The organism is Ekhidna sp. (genome assembly GCF_965227465.1).
Taxonomy (GTDB): domain Bacteria; phylum Bacteroidota; class Bacteroidia; order Cytophagales; family Cyclobacteriaceae; genus Ekhidna.
This window is the reverse complement of the sequence record NZ_OZ245746.1, coordinates 394,577-411,406: the sequence shown is the minus strand read 5'-3', so window position 1 is coordinate 411,406 and position 16,830 is coordinate 394,577. Positions and strand designations below refer to the sequence as shown.

The window sequence follows — 16,830 nt, the reverse complement described above, 5'->3', positions numbered from 1 at the left end:
GTGTTCGTTTTCATAACCACAATATTGAATGAATTTTAATCCATTAGAAGGAATATCTCCTATTGACGGTAGATATAGGTCCAAAGTTTCTCTTCTTGCTGACTACTTTTCAGAAAAAGCGTTAATAAAATATCGTATCAAAGTAGAGGTCCTTTATTTTATCGCACTACATGAAAGTGGTATCCCTCAGCTGGCTGGATATAATTCTGACAACAATGATGAATTGAAGAAAATTTACGAGACCTTTTCTTTAGAAGACGCACAGAGCATAAAAGAGATTGAGCGGACTACCAATCATGATGTGAAAGCAGTGGAGTACTTTCTAAAAGAAAAGTTTAATGAATTAAATCTATCTGACTTTAAGGAATTCATTCATTTCGGCCTCACTTCTCAGGATATTAACAATACTTCAATCCCACTTTCCTTTAAAGATGCAATGGAGGAGGTTTTTTATCCAAAACTGGATGCTTTAATTGCAGACCTTGAGTCAAAAGCAGAACAATGGAGTGCAATACCCATGCTTGCAAAAACACATGGTCAACCTGCTTCACCTACTCGATTAGGAAAAGAAATTATGGTTTTTGTGGTACGATTAAAGGAGCAACTCAAACTCCTGAAACAAATACCATATGCAGCAAAATTTGGTGGGGCAACCGGAAATTTTAATGCTCATAATGTGGCATATCCTAACTACGACTGGCATGACTTTGGAAATCAATTTGTTAAAGAAAAACTTGGGCTAAAAAGGAGTCATCCTACCACTCAAATTGAGCACTACGATCACATCGCAGCTATTTTTGATGGCTTAAAAAGAATTAACACCATCCTTATCGATTTTAGTAGAGATGTATGGCAATACATCTCTATGAATTACTTCACCCAAACCATAGCAAAGAATGAGGTTGGTTCCTCTGCAATGCCGCACAAAGTAAATCCGATTGATTTTGAGAACGCTGAGGGAAACTTAGGTATTGCGAATGCGCTCTTCGAACACCTGAGTATTAAACTTCCAATTTCCCGACTTCAAAGAGATTTGACAGATTCTACCGTTCTTAGAAATATTGGAATGCCTGTTGCGCACACACTTATTTCACTTCTATCCTTGGAAAAAGGGTTATCCAAAATAAAGGCAAATGAGCCAGCTATAGCGGCTGATTTAGAAGAAAACTGGGCAGTCGTAGCAGAAGCTATTCAAACTATTTTAAGGAGAGAGGGCTATCCTAAGCCTTATGAGGCTTTGAAGGCCTTAACCAGAACAAATGAGGCGATAATTGAATCCTCAATTCGCGCTTTTATATCTGATTTAAATGTTTCAGACGGGATCAAGGATGAGTTAAATGCAATCACCCCCTTTAACTATACTGGTAAGTAATTTTAAGACACTCCGGCAAGAAGATATAACACGGCCATTCTAACCGCAACTCCATTCTCTACCTGTTGTAGTATGATCGAGTGTTCGGAATCCGCCACATCACTGGTTATTTCAACACCCCTATTAATTGGGCCTGGATGCATGATAGTGATTTCTTTGTTAAGAGAATCTAGGATTTGCTTGTTCACCCCAAAGTACTGAGCGTATTCTCTTAGTGATGGAAAGTATTTCATTTGCTGACGCTCCAGCTGAATTCGCAGGATATTAGCTATGTCACACCACGCTAAAGCTTTTTGAATAGACGTTTCAACTTTAACTCCAAGCTCACCAATGTGTTTGGGCAATAAAGTGGCTGGCCCACAAACCATCACTTCTGCACCTAATGTTTGCAGGGCAAAAATATTTGATAAAGCGACCCTTGAGTGTAGGATGTCTCCTACTATTACAACTTTCTTTCCTTCGACCTCTCCACACTTTTCCCTGATTGAAAACGTATCTAATAAGGCTTGTGTAGGATGTTCATGAGTACCATCACCCGCATTAATAATATTTGCATCAATATGATTAGCCAGGAAATGAGGAGCTCCGGGACTGGAGTGTCTCATGACAACTATATCCACTTTCATAGCTAAAATATTATTAACTGTATCTAAAAGGGTCTCTCCCTTTTTGACAGAACTGCCTGATGCAGAAAAATTGATTACATCTGCACTCAATCTTTTCTCGGCAAGTTCGAAAGAGAGCTTTGTGCGAGTGGAGTTTTCAAAGAAGACATTTGCAACTGTAACATCTCTCAATGAAGGGACCTTTTTTATAGGTCTGTTTATTACTTCTTTAAAATTACTGGCGGTTTGAAAAATGAGTTCTATATCCTCTCGATCAAGGTTCTTAATTCCCAGGAGATGTTTGGTTTTTAGTTGACTCATTCTTCTTTAGTGATTAACCAAATGTGATCTTCTTTTTGCTTTTCATCTAACTCTACAAGCACCTTTTGCGATTGGATTGTATTGACTTTCCTACCCACATAGGTGGCCTCTACCGGAATATCTCTACTATAGAGCCGGTCAATTAATACCAATAATTCTACTTTTTCGGGACGACCGAATGTATTCATTGCGTCGAGTGCTGCTCGAACTGTTCTTCCAGTAAAAAGCACATCATCAACCAAAATCACATTCTTATTTTCAATTAAAAATGGAATTTTAGTTTGACTAGGAGTTATTGGCTCGTCTCTTCTCCGGAAGTCATCCCTATGAAAGGTGGTGTCCAGATATCCAAGATGGATGTCTTTTTTTACTAGTTTTTCAAGCTCAGCTTTAATTCTTTCAGCCAGGTAAATACCTCTTGGCTGCATACCAATAATTACTGACTGTGAAAAATCTTCGTGAACTTCAATAAGCTGTTGACACAATCGGCTGATCGTGACCTTAAGTAGTGGACTATCGAAAAGCAGGCGCTTTTGCATGAGTAATTATTCTAGCAAAAGTAATGAGATAAGAATTAATTCGGCTGCCTATTTAAATCATATTGAATTTTATTGATGTAGAAGACTTTACGCTGAGTCTTGCCTGTAATTCCTTCAGGGTTTTTAATAGACTGTTCGCCAAAGGCAAAGAGTGTTTCATCGTACCATTTCTTAAGCCCTTCTACACTTGGATCTTTAGATTTTAATTCATCACTCTCAAATGAGAGTTTAACCGGATTAAAAGTCCTTCCCTCCACAATGTCATTACCCTCTACAATCTTTGAACGAATTTCATTTTCTTCCAAATACATAAGTATTACTTTCCCTCCTGAGGCACTAACAACCACATTTTCTTCTAATGAAAAAGTCTGAATATCCTCAATTTTAAAAGTTTGATCCCAAATTATATTACAGTTGGGATCAAATCCAAGAACCACTGCATGTGTGTATTTATATCCCAAAAAATAAGGATTTGTTCGTCCTGCCCCAGGGTTATAGCCAAAGCCACCATAGGCTCCAAAACTGCTTCCCGCTGTTGAATAGTTATATCGCGGATAATATGCTTCAGCAATCATTATGTACTCTCCATCTCGCTGTAGAATTTTATGTACTAATAATCGATAGTTAAATTTTTTAATCTTTCCCTTTTCTCTCTTGCGTTCTATTCTATTCATGATTCGTTCCTCGCGTTTGGGTTTCAGATGTCCGAAGAAATTATTCAAATCCGCAAAAGGAAAGTACTTATTAAACTGTTGCTGTCCATTGATAAATTTACTCAAATAGAACCCTTGGCTGTATTGTAATGATTTTCTTGAATGTGTCCCGGCTAAATACTGAAGACCTCCGGCAAATGTGGTGCTTGCGGCATCTAGCAAACTCCTTTTCTCGCCTGGGTTTACGAGGTTATCTTGAATAATATCTCCTCTATCAGTAAAAGTCCTCACACGCACCGTATATTTTTTGTTCCGCATTTTCTCACTCATGATAACAGTGAAAAGCTTAGAATCTTCATCTACAACCAAGTCCAGAATTTCATTTTTATTATCATAGAAGCCGGGAACTACTCGTGGTATGCGATCATTGATGTTATAAGTAATGACAACCGGACGAAAATTTGCATAACCAGCAATAAGAAGGGTCTCTCCAACAGATTCAAAATGAGTAATATCAACAGGGAAAACAGTGGTGATTTCATATGCTACAAAATCTGTTGATACTGAGGTAAATTGATATACGACTAAATCTTCGCTTCTAAATTGATTCTTGCTGTAAAGAAGGTAAAACCTTCCTTCAAAATATTCATATCCCAAAAGCGCACCACCTGAAGGAATAATTAATGTTTGAGACCACTTTATCTGTAAAGCAGTATCAATCATATGCAATTTCCATTCGTATCCACCTCCACCCCTTGAAGCTTCCAAGGTTTCTTCTACTAACAAAATTCCCTTTTTGTCCCCAGGAACCACATAAAATTCAGAACCATCTCTTTTCTTCTCAAATTCAATTCTATTTGGCTGCAGGATTACAGCGCTGGTATCACGGTCTTTTTTTCTTTGAGAGAAACTAAAAAAAGGTATTAACAAGAGTACGATTAAAAATTTCTTCATGGATATCTAAAACAATTATCTAGGCAAATTCCCTATTGCTCACTCATTTCTAAAATAATGCCAAATTCATCTTCTTTAACAGATTGAACAGAGAGTCGTGAATATTTTACTAACTGCATGTCATTTAATCTCGGCTCTGCTTTTACTTCTGCAAGAGTGATTGGTCTTTTCAATTTTCTAACTGGCTCAACATCCATTACATACCAGCGATGATCATCTGTTGTCGGATCTTTATAGTACTCTTTAACAACCTTAGCTATCCCAACAATCGATTTTTCATTTACGCTATGATAAAACAGACATAAGTCACCAACTTTCATGGCCTTAATATTGTTTCTTGCTTTAAAGTTCCTTACTCCATCCCAATGATCGCTACCTAATTTGACGAGATCATCCCAGGAGTAGGTGCTGGGTTCGCTTTTGATTAACCAGTAGTTCATAGCTGACTTTTAAATAAATCTAACCAAAAGCATATTTAGAAGTGTTTAGTTAAAAAGAAATGTTTTTAGATCTTCACCTCAAAATCAATTGCACTCCATGAATATCTTAATTATTAAATCCGGATCGTTAGGAGATTTGCTTCTAATCACTCCTATAATTAGACGGCTCAAAACTGAAATGGATGCTAATGTATTTCTTGCGATCGATGAAAACTATCATGATCTATTTTCAGAGAATCCTTACATAGATCAATTTTTCTCCTACAATGAGAAGCTTACTAATCTCAGAAAAATATTAAAAAAATATGAATTCAGCCATGTGATAGATCTACAAAATAGCTGGAGGTCATTCAGGATTCGTAAAATGGCTGGTGGAAATGATTTGATTTTTAAAAAACAGTTCCTTAAAGAATGGATCTATCTAAAACTTAAAATCAACCTTCTTTCTAAGTCACATATTGTTGATCAATATTTTCAGCTAGTAAATTCAATTGACATCAAGCCTGACCACCTGGGAATTGATTTCTATATTCCTGAAAAAGATGAGGTTGAAAATAATTGGTTGCCAGAGTCTCATCAGGCTGGATACGCGGCATTGGCTATAAACGCGGGACACTTCACTCAAAAGTTACCCACCAATCGATTAATTGAGTTATGTGACAGAATTAACAAGCCGATTGTTCTAGTTGGAAATAAAGAGGACCTTCCTATAGCAAATGAAGTAGAGTCATTCTTCAAACATGGCACGGAGGAACAAGAACAAGTTATTGAGGGATTAAATAAAAAGACGATTATTTTCAATGCATGTAGCAAGTTTAATTTCAATCAGGCAGCTTCAATTATAAAAAATGCAAGGTGGGTATTTGCCTATGATAATGACATGATGCATGTGGCTTCTGCATTTAATAAGTCCCTCTACACTATATGGGGCAACACAACTCCACATTTTGGTAAATACCCTTACCAATCTAAGTTTACTGTCTTTGAGAATAATAAATTATCCTGTAGGCCCTGTACGCTTAAAGGATTTGCCAATTGTCCGAAAGGACATTTTAAATGTATGAATGAAGTAACTTTCGATTTCTACTTACCTGATTGATGAAAACACTTTACTTAATTCGCCATGCTAAATCATCATGGGCATTTGACCTGAGTGATCATGATCGGCCGCTCGGTAAACGAGGAAGAAGAGATGTCATAAAAATGGGGCAACATTTAGTCTCAAATCAGGCGAAACCAGAGACTTATATTTCAAGCACAGCCAGCAGAGCTTTTTACACCGCATTACATTTTTGTGATCAATTGGGTGTAGATGAAGGTCATATCAAACTTGAAAAAAGCTTGTATCATGCAGGTGCTAATGAAATTTTGGCCATAGCCAAATCAAGTCTTAACTGTGAACGATTAGCACTTTTCGGACATAATCCCGGATTCACAAATGCAGCAAATGCTTTTGCCAATCTCAATTTTGACAACATCCCTACATGTGGTGTCGTAGGGATTAATTTCGATGTGAAGTATTGGAAAGATATTGCATTTGGAGAAGGACAGCTTGCTTTCTTTTACTTCCCGAAGGAGATCTAGTATCTTTAGTTAAGATAAGATTAAGGTTTCAAACTCCCTTAATGTCTTTAACGCAATGGATACAGTAAAAATTACCGGAATAACCTTAGCAGTAACTGAAATGGAAAAAATGGTGAAATTCTATGAGAATGTTTTCCAAATTCACTTTGAACAAGTTAGAATGTTTGACGCAATTCTATATAGGTCAAATTTGAGTGGGTTAGAGTTATTGCTCTGCCCGGCATCTATCGCTCAAAACACTGCTAAACAAAACAGACATCAACTTAATCTGGAAGTTGATAATTTGGAACTTGCCCTATCCAAGATTGAAAAATTTCATGGCACCAAAATGGGTGATTCCAATCAAAAACATGGACAGATTGAGGTTGGAATAAAAGACCCGGACGGCAACTCCATGGTTCTTATACAAAAGCTGTAATAAATTATAGAATATACCTACTCAAATCTTTGTCTTTTACTAACCCTTCCAACTTCTCCTGGACTGTTTTCTTATCAATTACGATCTGGGCATTTGGACCAATTGTATCCGGAATGTCAAATAGAATCTCATTTAGTAGCTTACTCATTACTGTATGCAATCTTCTTGCTCCAATATTTTCAACCTCTTCATTTATATGAAATGCCATCTCAGCAATTTCTTCCAAGGCATCATCCTGAAATGTGAGTTTTACTTCTTCTGAAGCTACTAATGCCTCATATTGTTTAGTCAATGCATTTTTTGGCTCGGTTAGAATTCTTAAAAAATCAGCCTTTGTGAGATTATCCAATTCTACACGAATCGGGAATCGACCTTGAAGCTCCGGAATCAGGTCTGAAGGCTTGCTAAAATGAAACGCCCCGGCAGCAACAAAAAGGATGTGGTCCGTATTAATAATACCATACTTGGTATTTACTGCACTTCCTTCTACAATAGGTAATAAGTCGCGTTGCACCCCTTCTCTACTCACATCAGGACCTTTACCAGAATCCCCTCCTTTGGCAATTTTATCTACCTCATCTATAAATATGATTCCGGTATTTTCCGCTTTGAAAATAGCCTCCTCTTTCACCTCATCCATATCGATCATTTTGGCGGCTTCTTCTTCCAAAAGAATCTTCCTGGCTTCTGAGATGGTCACCTTTCGTTTCTTTTTCTTCTTTGGCATCATATTGCCAATCATCTCTTGGATATTGATCATGGAGGCTTCATCCATACCTCCACCAACCATACCTACACCACCTGATGGATTAGATGTGACATCAATTTCTATTTTCCGATCATCCAGTTCTCCATTTCTGATTTTTTCCCGAAACCTAGCACGGGTTTGTTCGTTCAGCTCCACCTCGTTTTCTGGCTCGTCGCTACCAATTTTCGTGGCATAAGAATTTGGACTACCCTTTAAAGGTGGTATCAAAGCATCAAGAATCAATCCTTCTACAACTTCAGCAGCCTTTTCTTTAACCTCTTCCTTTTTAGAGATTTTCACCATGTTTACCGCTTGTTCCACAAGGTCACGAACCATACTTTCCACGTCCCTACCAACATAACCGACTTCAGTAAACTTAGAAGCCTCTACTTTGGTAAATGGAGCATCAGCAATTTTGGCCAGCCTTCTGGCAATCTCTGTTTTGCCAACACCTGTAGATCCTATGAGTAAAATGTTGTTTGGGACAATTTCACCCTGAATTTCCTCTTTCACATTCATCCTTCTCCATCTATTTCTCAAAGCAATTGCCACATTTCTTTTGGCGTCATTTTGACCTATGATGTATTTATCTAACTCAGCAACTATTTGCCTTGGTGTCAAATCTTTATTTATCTCACTCATAAAATTTTCTTGAAATCATTTAAATCTGTCCGTAAGCTGATGAAACTACTACCACCCGCTGCATGATAAGTAGCTCTTGAAAACCTGAATTCTATTCTTTTTACACGAAGCATAAGTCCGTATGACAGACCCGCTCCCCCACCTATCTCGTCCAACTTCAATTCTTGTTTCCTTTTATGACTATACCCAATCAGGAACTGGAAGTGTTTATTTAACAAGACCTCAGCTCCAAAGTTCACTCTTTTTAGAATCTGATCAACTGTTCTATTTGATCTTCCAGTATTCTCTGAAGATTCACTTGAAAAGTCATTAACCAGATTAGTTGATGTTAATGTAAACCTTAGTGGCATATACTTAGGCTTAAATGTTGTGCCAAGCTTAACGTCAAAAGGTATCTGAGGGGAGTCAAAATCAGTGAATGTAGACAGTCGAAACCCCATGTTCTCAAAAACCATGGCAACCGTCCAGTTATTATTTACCCTGAAAGTGCCACCAATATCCATCAAAAGGGCTGTGGCTCCATAGTTTTCAATTGAGGAGTGAGTCAACTTTAAGTTCGTACCCAAAGTAAAAATCCCAACCTGATGGGCCTTCCCCAGATAAAAGGTATAATCCTGTGCCTGAAAGGTCCCCAGTTTTGACCCGGATTCATCGGTCATATCAAAAGATCCAAAATTGACATAGGTAATACCTACTGCAAAATTATCTAATCCTTTTGCATTGAAAGAATACGCACCAGAGAAAATAAACGTGTCAGCGAAATAGGGATTAAAGTTTACAAAAACATTTTTTTCTCCTACCGAATCAAGGGTTGATGGATTTTCTAAAAACTGTGAAATATCGCCATCTGCCAGAGATATGGTGGTCCCGCCTAATGCCGCAGTTCTTGGATTATTCGTGAGGTTAAGGGATTGATACCCCAACCTGCCCCCTATTTGACACCATAATAAAAATGGCGTCAGACACATTATGAATCCTAAAAATCTCAATCTTTCTTTTCTTCTGGAAGGATAAATTCAATTGGATTTATCGCTTTCTGCTTGGTTAACGCAATATCGAGTACTTCAGGTACGTGTTCTACAAAATGTATTTTCAGGCCTTTTAGATATTTCGGGTTAATCTCTTCGAGATCTTTTTCATTACGCTTGCACATAAGAATTTCTTTTATCCCAGCCCTTCTGGCAGCAAGGATTTTTTCTTTAATTCCTCCAACAGGCAAAACTTTACCTCTCAAGGTGATCTCCCCGGTCATTGCCAGCTGACTCTTTACCTTCCTCTGTGTAAACACAGAAGCAAGAGAGGTGAGCATCGTAATTCCCGCCGAAGGGCCATCTTTAGGAATTGCTCCGGCAGGCACATGAACATGAAGATCGTAGTTATCAAAAACGCGATGATCAATTCCAAGCATTTCCGAATGCGATCTTAAGTAGGAGAGAGCTGCCACTGCAGACTCTTTCATAACATCCCCTAATTGACCAGAAAGTGTCAGCTTTCCTTTTCCTCTACTCAGGGACGATTCGATGAACAAAATATCGCCTCCGGATGGAGTCCATGCCAGTCCGGTAACAACTCCAGGTACGGAATTATCTTCATAATTATCCTTATCAAAAATTTCAGGACCCAGTATTTCTCTAACACGATCCGAGGTGATTTTTGACTCATACTCTTCCTCCATAGCAACTGATTTGGCCACAGACCTAATCACAGCAGCTACTTTTCGCTCTAAGCTTCGAACACCAGACTCTCTTGTATAATCGTTTATGAGTTTGGTAATCGCATGTTTATCAAATGAGATGTCAGTTGCTTTTAGTCCGTGCTCTTTTCGCTGTTTAGGTATCAAATGCTTTTTGGCAATTTCTACTTTCTCTTCCAATGTATATCCGCTGACATCAATGATTTCCATTCGATCTCGAAGCGCTGGTTGAACCGTGTCAAGTGAGTTAGCGGTTGCAATAAATAACACTTTAGATAGATCGTAATCAACTTCTAAGTAATTATCCTTGAAAGTAGAATTTTGCTCAGGGTCCAAAACCTCAAGCAGTGCCGACGATGGGTCACCTCTGAAATCTGAACTCACTTTATCAATTTCATCAAGAATAAATACCGGATTTGATGATTTAGCTCTATTCAGGTTTTGAATTATTTTTCCCGGCATTGCTCCAATGTAGGTCTTTCTATGACCCCTTACCTCCGCCTCATCATGCACACCTCCCAGAGACATTCTAACATATTTCCTGTTAAGTGCATCAGCGATAGACTTCCCTAATGATGTTTTACCTACACCAGGAGGACCATATAAACATAAAATAGGCCCTTTCAGGTCTTTCTTGAGTTTTCTAACAGCCAAATATTCGATTATCCGGTCTTTTACTTTTTCCAAGCCGAAATGATCCCTATCCAATACTTTTCGGGCATTTTTCAAGTCGAAGTTATCTTCGGTCACCTCATTCCATGGAAGATCAATTAATAATTCTGCATAGCTCATTGCAACTGGAAATTCAGCTGCAGCCGGATTCATTCGCAAAATCTTGTCTAACTCCTTATTGAAATGTTCGTTGACTTCCTCTGGCCAATCTTTTTTGTCTCCTTTCTTCCTAAGCGCTTCCACTTCCTGATCAGGACCATCCTGTCCTAATTCATCTTGAAGAATTCTGATTTGTTGCCTTAGGAAATAATCGCGTTGCTGCTGATCTATATCCGTATGAACTTTCTCCTGAATTTCCTGCCTCAACTCTAGCATCTGCAGGTCTTTGAGCATAAATTGAAGCAATTTCTCCGCACGATCTTTTGGATCATCCATTTCAAGTAAAGCCTGCTTATCTCCTACTTCTGCGTTGACATTGGATGAAAGAAAGTGAGTCAAAAAATTGAAATTATCAATATTGTCAACAGCTATCTTCGCCTCTTTAGGGATTTCAGGGCTGAGTCCCATGATTTTGGTAGCAGTGTCCTTCAATGATTGAATAATGGCCTTTTGTTCTTTTTTAGAAAGCACATTCTTCTTATCCGGAATGATTTCATAATTAATAATATGATGAGGTTCCTCCTGAACTTGGCCAGAAATCTTAAATCTTTTTTGACCTTGAATGATGATTGTGGTGTTACCGTCCGGTAGCACAATCATCTTCAATATTTTGGCAATAGTACCGTATTCATACAGGTCTTTGAATGTAGGTTCTTCGGTCTTTACGTTCTTTTGCGCAACAACTCCAATTATCCGGTCACCTTTATAGGCCTTTTTAACGAGCCTGATTGATTTAGTTCGACCCACTGTAATGGGTAATACTACTCCAGGAAAAAGAACGGTATTTCGAATGGGTAGAATTGGAAGATCAGATGGTAGATCCGATTCAGCCATTTGATTATCCTCTGGTGAAATGATTTGAATCAGCTCATCAGAATCCTCATCTTCAAATTCAGGTATAAAAATTGATTTCAAGTTTGCGTCGTTCATAAAGTGCCAATGTGTCAGACAAAAATTGTACACATCCCTTCGTTTTGGGAAAGGTACATAATTGTCAATCGCTATGCCAAAGTGGATGACTTGTACAAATAGTGCTAACTTTCAATTAATTTTAATTTTTACTGACGAATCGACAGAATGCGCCATTTTTTTCAACGCCATATTGGACTATTTTTAGTTCTCTCATGTCTTTGCGCTACCGCTCAACGCAGTAGGAAAGAGGTTCAAATAATTACTGATTCGATCCCAAAAGATGTTGTCTTTAATGTCTATGAATTCAAGGGAATAAATAAGTACCCCGAATATTTCAATAAACAAAAACTTGAACGCATAATCCAACTTGATAAAGCCCAGAAATGGGAAGAATTGTATGAAGCACTCAAGGATTATGTTAGTCGTTTTGGTATTCAGAATTTTTACAAGGACACTAAGCTAATATGGCGCCTTGCAAAAATGACTGAACTTTTTGGTAATGCCGATGAGGCAATGACACTTTACAGAATGGTTCTGCGTCATCATTATCAGGGAATAAGTATAAAAGAAATTGAGCTGTATTATGACTCACTCAATCGTCAAGCAGCAGAGCAATTTGTGCCTATTGACTACTACTATGAGCTGGTTGAACACAGAAAACTAATTGACACACTGCAACCTCCGCGAGGTGTTCTTCTAAATATGGGGATGTTAGTAAATAGTTCTAGTGCAGATTATGGACCCTCACTCAACATCCATAATGACATCCTAGTTTTCACTTCCAAACGAAAGAAGGTAGACGAAACAATAAGATTTCGAGCGGATGAGGATTTGTTTTTTAGTCGCAAAGATCCCTATGGCACCTGGTCTAAGGCTAAGCCAATCCCAAAACTCAACTCCCATTATAATGAAGGATCCCCCTGCCTAAGTGGGGATGGGAAAACTTTAGTGTTTTCTCGATGCGACTCTCCCGATTCATATGGAGACTGTGATTTGTTCATAGCCACGCTAAAAGAGGATAGTACCTGGACTCGCCCTGAAAACCTAGGTGTAACCATAAACTCATTGGCGTGGGATTCACACCCTGCTTTATCGCATCAAGGCGATACGATATTTTTCTCTTCTGATAGGTTGGGCGGATTTGGATTAGCTGACATCTACTACACGACACGAAATGAAAAGGGGAAATGGGCTCCAGCACTCAACATGGGTCCGGTTATTAATACCAGACAAAATGACGTAAGTCCATTCTATCACCCGGTATATGAGGTGCTCTACTTTAGCTCTAATGGTCAACTTTACAATTTTGGAGAATTTGATATTTATAAAGCTTATCATGTAGATGGCTTCTGGACAGAACCTCAAAATATTGGTCCATTGGTAAACGGAAGAGGTAGTGAATTCTATTTCACAATAGACTCTGAATCAGAATTGTTGTTTTATGCGCGATCATCGACCAGAGACCTGAATAAGCAGGATATTTACTCATTCCCACTCCCAATGGAGGCCCAACCAGAGGCAACAACTACTGTCACCGGTACACTAACAGACTCATTGACTGGGGCACCATTTCAAGGAATAGTTTCAATAATTGATCTGGATAAAGGGCATGAAGTAGCACCAAGGTTTTTAAAACAAGATGGGTCTTTTGAGTTTGATTTGATAAATCAGCGAAATTACCTGCTTGTATTACAAGGCGATGATTTTTTTAGAATTGAAGAAGTATTCTATCTCGACGGACCTACCGAGCTCAATACTGTGACAGAACCAATTGCTTCAAAAATGAAATTTGAATCTATTGAATTTGATGTGGGAAGAGCGGAACTCAAAACTGAGATGTATGCTGACCTAAATAAGGTGGTTAACTTCTTGTATGATAATCCTGACTTTAAATTGAGAATCTCGGGCCATACGGATTCAGTTGGAGATCCTGAAAAGAATCTTCAGCTTTCACAAGAACGTGCCCAAAATATCAGAGACTATGTTGTGATTTTTGCGGGGATCATAAAAGAACGAATAGAGGCCAGAGGATATGGCGATACACAGCCAATTGTTGAGGAAGAATTAACCGAAGCTGATCGTAAACTTAACAGACGAGTTGAGTTTGAAATCTATAGAGAAGCTCCCCCAACAAATGAGTCAGAGGAGTCTTCGAATGATTTTTAAAATAAGCTTATCGTGTCATTTATGATGACAAATGCCATTAGAGAAAGTAAGATTACCATTCCGACTTTTTGGGCATTTTCAAGAAACCTGTCTGAAGGTTTTCTTCCCGTCACAATCTCCCATGTCAAAAACATGACGTGACCACCATCCAGTGCTGGGATCGGTAAGAAATTCATGAAAGCCAAAACCATTGATAATAGGCCTACAATTCTCCAAAAGTTATTCCAATCCCAAGTACCCCCAAAGAAAGTTGCAATCCTAATCGGTCCGGAGAGTGATTTTCTTACATCCACATCACCTGCAATCATTTTCTGGAAGCCTTTAATATTAAGCCATACGACAGCAAAAGCATTGTAAGTACCCTCTCCAACTGCTTCTGTGAAAGTAAAGTCTCGACTGACATAGTCTAACTCATATTGAGCAATAAAGCCGAGTGTCCCATCTCCACCAACTGTGGTTGACATATCAACTATCTCACCATCTCTTTTTGCTTGAAGTGTGATTGGCTGTCCTTTTAGTGAATCCAGAATAGCACTTAATTGATCGAAATACCTTGTTTGTACACCATTAACAGAAATAATTTCATCACCTGCTTTTAGTCCTGCGTCTGAAGCCAATGACCCTGGAACAACTGACTGTACCGAAAAAGGTATTCTCGGCTCTATCACACTTACTCTGTTTTTCTTATCAGCAAATTTGTCAATGAAATCATTAGGCATTTCTACTCGAATCTCTTCCCCGTTCCTTAAGACTGTATAATAATTATCTGAACCTAAAAGAAGGTCAGGGCTAAGAAGATCTGAGAATCGCTCATATTCTTGACCATTGATTGAAAGAATTTTATCGCCGGTTTTAAATCCAAGCTGTTCCCCCAGGTCAAATGCGATGATCCCATGTTCATTAAGTTTATCTTTAGGTAGATAAGCTTCTCCATTCACAAGTGCTAGACCTATAAATATAATGATCCCTGTGATCACATTTACGATGATACCTCCCATCATGACTATGAGTCTTTGCCAGGCAGGCTTAGCTCTAAATTCATAAGGTTCCGGCTCAGCATTCAGGGTCTTTGTATCCAAGGATTCATCAATCATCCCTGTGATCTTAACAAAACCACCTAATGGAATTGCCCCTATTGAATATTCTGTTTCACCAATTTGCTTTCCCCATATTTTAGGAGGAAACCCAATTGAAAATTTTTCCACTCGCATGCCAAATGATTTGGCAGCAACCATGTGCCCCCATTCGTGCACCCCTACTAAAATCGACAGCCCAAGAAGCAGCTGTCCTACCATTATTAAAGTCTCCATTATCTAATTAATTCAAGCGCTTTGGCTCTAGTTTCCTTATCTGTTTGTATAAAATCTTCTAATTCAGGGTTGCGAATATAGCTTACCTTTTGCAGGCAACTTTCAATCACATCTGAAATCTCAAGAAAGCTCACCTTGTCTTCCAAGAATCCTTGAACAGCAATTTCATTTGCTGCGTTCAAAATACATGGCTGATTGCCTCCCTCCTTTGCAACTTCAAAAGCTAGGCCAAGGTTACGAAAAGTTACCATATCCGGTTTTTCAAATGTTAATTCTGGATATTCTGTAAAGTCAAATCGTGGGAAATCAGCTTTGAGACGAGAAGGGTAGGTCATGGCAAATTGGATAGGTACCCGCATATCCGGCAATCCCATCTGAGCTTTCATGGATCCATCTTCGAACTGTACCATGGAATGAATAATAGATTGTGGGTGTACAACAACTTCTACCTGATCTAAAGAGACACCAAAAAGCCATTTAGCTTCAATAACCTCCAGTCCTTTATTCATCATGGTGGCTGAATCAATGGTGATTTTGGCACCCATATCCCAATTTGGGTGTTTAAGCGCCTGTTCTTTTGTGACAGAAGCCAATAAGTCTCTATTTTTTCCCCTGAAAGGTCCTCCAGAGGCGGTAAGAATTAGTTTTTCAATTGGATTATGGAATTCACCTACGATACACTGAAATATGGCAGAATGCTCTGAGTCAACAGGTAGAATATTTACTCCTTTTTCCTGAGCCAAATTAGTGATTAGTTCACCTGCTACCACAAGCGTTTCTTTATTGGCCAGCGCAATTGTTTTCCCGGCATTGATTGCTCTTATAGTGGGCAGTAACCCTGCATAACCAACTAAAGCTGTCAAAACCATGTCTATGGCTTCCATCTCCACAACAGATGAAAGTGCATTCTCACCAGCGTATACTTTTATTTCATGTGAGTCTAGTGCATGAAAAACCTGTTGATAGAGATCTTCATTTACAATAACTACGGCATTTGGTTTGAACTCAAGTGCCTGTGTAATTAATAACTGTGCGTTGTTTTGAGCTGTTAAAACCTCGACTTCAAAGTCTTCAGGATGTCTTTTGATAACATCTAATGCCTGTGTCCCAATAGATCCTGTGGAGCCAAGAATGGCAATATTTCGTTTCTTCATTAAAAATAAAATGACATTCCAATACCGTGTTGCTGGAGACCCAAATTTAAAGTTGTTTCAACTGGTTCATTGCTCTTTTTGTTATAAATACCAATAGCAGCATTAATATTATTCTTAAAACCAGATGTTAATGGGATAGTCACTAACGCAATCGCTAAACCAGATCCAAGGACTACTCCATTTATCTCCCCACCTCCTATGACTTTTCCCAATTCCCAACCAACTAATCCGCCTCCAATGAAACCTAATGTAATCCCTACATCATAATTTGACTTTGCCTTTTGAGCATACTCTGATGCTTCTGGGTAATCATCAAGAATATCAATAATGCTTGTAAGCGACTTTTTTTCATCTAATCTGACTGCATCCTTTCCTTGCACTTCAAAATAGTATTTACCCTTTTGCTTGACCATTAGGATTTTATTCTGCGCAAAGCCCATTGTTGATAATAGAACTAAAACAAAAAAAAGAAAAGGTGATTTAGACTT

General features: G+C 38.4%; 15 protein-coding genes. 5 read left to right on the top strand and 10 right to left on the bottom strand.

Going from position 1 to position 16,830, the window contains the following annotated elements:
* Nucleotides 1-28: 28 nt before the first annotated feature.
* A complete protein-coding gene (gene purB / locus ACO05G_RS01860; RefSeq protein ID WP_421764435.1) occupies nucleotides 29-1,372 on the top strand; it encodes an adenylosuccinate lyase in 1,344 nt (447 codons plus the stop codon).
* A 2-nt stretch (nucleotides 1,373-1,374) separates the two neighbouring features.
* Here purB and ACO05G_RS01855 read toward each other — a convergent pair whose 3' ends face one another.
* Genes ACO05G_RS01855 through ACO05G_RS01840 form a run of 4 tightly spaced genes read right to left on the bottom strand, consistent with a single transcriptional unit; the run spans nucleotide 1,375 to nucleotide 4,884 of the window.
* Nucleotides 1,375-2,298, bottom strand: coding sequence for an aspartate carbamoyltransferase catalytic subunit (locus tag ACO05G_RS01855; protein WP_421764434.1), 924 nt, complete (start codon nucleotides 2,296-2,298; stop codon nucleotides 1,375-1,377).
* Complete coding sequence (gene pyrR, locus ACO05G_RS01850) at nucleotides 2,295-2,837, bottom strand: bifunctional pyr operon transcriptional regulator/uracil phosphoribosyltransferase PyrR (protein ID WP_348282687.1); 543 nt, start codon at nucleotides 2,835-2,837, stop codon at nucleotides 2,295-2,297. The genes ACO05G_RS01855 and pyrR overlap by 4 nt, the downstream gene beginning before the upstream one ends.
* A gap of 35 nt (nucleotides 2,838-2,872) precedes the next feature.
* Nucleotides 2,873-4,444, bottom strand: a complete 1,572-nt coding sequence (locus tag ACO05G_RS01845) for a hypothetical protein (protein WP_421764433.1) — start codon at nucleotides 4,442-4,444, stop codon at nucleotides 2,873-2,875.
* A 32-nt stretch (nucleotides 4,445-4,476) separates the two neighbouring features.
* Nucleotides 4,477-4,884, bottom strand: coding sequence for an EVE domain-containing protein (locus tag ACO05G_RS01840; protein ID WP_421764432.1), 408 nt, complete (start codon nucleotides 4,882-4,884; stop codon nucleotides 4,477-4,479).
* 97 nt (nucleotides 4,885-4,981) lie between these two features.
* Between ACO05G_RS01840 and ACO05G_RS01835 the strand changes: the two genes are divergently transcribed.
* The 3 genes from ACO05G_RS01835 to ACO05G_RS01825 are packed head-to-tail and all read left to right on the top strand — an operon-like array spanning nucleotide 4,982 to nucleotide 6,886.
* Nucleotides 4,982-5,983 (top strand): glycosyltransferase family 9 protein, encoded by a 1,002-nt coding sequence (locus tag ACO05G_RS01835; RefSeq protein ID WP_421764431.1) that lies wholly within the window; start codon nucleotides 4,982-4,984, stop codon nucleotides 5,981-5,983.
* Nucleotides 5,983-6,468: a SixA phosphatase family protein gene (locus ACO05G_RS01830; protein WP_421764430.1), complete on the top strand. Its 486-nt coding sequence runs from the start codon at nucleotides 5,983-5,985 to the stop codon at nucleotides 6,466-6,468. The genes ACO05G_RS01835 and ACO05G_RS01830 overlap by 1 nt, the downstream gene beginning before the upstream one ends.
* A 55-nt stretch (nucleotides 6,469-6,523) precedes the next feature.
* Entirely contained in the window at nucleotides 6,524-6,886 is a 363-nt protein-coding gene (locus ACO05G_RS01825) for a VOC family protein (RefSeq protein ID WP_421764429.1), read from the top strand.
* Nucleotides 6,887-6,890: 4 nt separating this feature from the next.
* On the opposite strand, the gene hslU is transcribed toward ACO05G_RS01825, so the two are convergent.
* From hslU to lon, 3 genes are read right to left on the bottom strand one after another with little or no spacing between them, the layout of a single operon-like run.
* Entirely contained in the window at nucleotides 6,891-8,276 is a 1,386-nt protein-coding gene (hslU, locus tag ACO05G_RS01820; RefSeq protein ID WP_421764428.1) for an ATP-dependent protease ATPase subunit HslU, read from the bottom strand.
* Complete coding sequence (gene porQ, locus ACO05G_RS01815) at nucleotides 8,273-9,265, bottom strand: type IX secretion system protein PorQ (protein WP_421764427.1); 993 nt, start codon at nucleotides 9,263-9,265, stop codon at nucleotides 8,273-8,275. Before porQ ends, hslU begins: the two co-directional genes overlap by 4 nt.
* Nucleotides 9,262-11,730 (bottom strand): endopeptidase La, encoded by a 2,469-nt coding sequence (lon, locus tag ACO05G_RS01810; protein WP_421764426.1) that lies wholly within the window; start codon nucleotides 11,728-11,730, stop codon nucleotides 9,262-9,264. The genes porQ and lon overlap by 4 nt, the downstream gene beginning before the upstream one ends.
* A 147-nt stretch (nucleotides 11,731-11,877) precedes the next feature.
* On the opposite strand from lon, the gene ACO05G_RS01805 reads away from it, so the two are divergent.
* Nucleotides 11,878-13,878 carry an OmpA family protein gene (locus tag ACO05G_RS01805; RefSeq protein WP_421764425.1) on the top strand — a complete coding sequence of 667 codons (2,001 nt, stop codon included), beginning with the start codon at nucleotides 11,878-11,880 and terminating at the stop codon, nucleotides 13,876-13,878.
* Here ACO05G_RS01805 and rseP read toward each other — a convergent pair.
* From rseP to ACO05G_RS01790, 3 genes are read right to left on the bottom strand one after another with little or no spacing between them, the layout of a single operon-like run.
* Entirely contained in the window at nucleotides 13,875-15,188 is a 1,314-nt protein-coding gene (gene rseP, locus ACO05G_RS01800; protein WP_421764424.1) for an RIP metalloprotease RseP, read from the bottom strand. The genes ACO05G_RS01805 and rseP overlap by 4 nt on opposite strands.
* Nucleotides 15,188-16,342 carry a 1-deoxy-D-xylulose-5-phosphate reductoisomerase gene (locus ACO05G_RS01795; RefSeq protein ID WP_421764423.1) on the bottom strand — a complete coding sequence of 385 codons (1,155 nt, stop codon included), beginning with the start codon at nucleotides 16,340-16,342 and terminating at the stop codon, nucleotides 15,188-15,190. Before ACO05G_RS01795 ends, rseP begins: the two co-directional genes overlap by 1 nt.
* Complete coding sequence (locus tag ACO05G_RS01790; protein ID WP_421764422.1) at nucleotides 16,342-16,755, bottom strand: hypothetical protein; 414 nt, start codon at nucleotides 16,753-16,755, stop codon at nucleotides 16,342-16,344. The genes ACO05G_RS01795 and ACO05G_RS01790 overlap by 1 nt, the downstream gene beginning before the upstream one ends.
* Nucleotides 16,756-16,830: the final 75 nt, after the last annotated feature.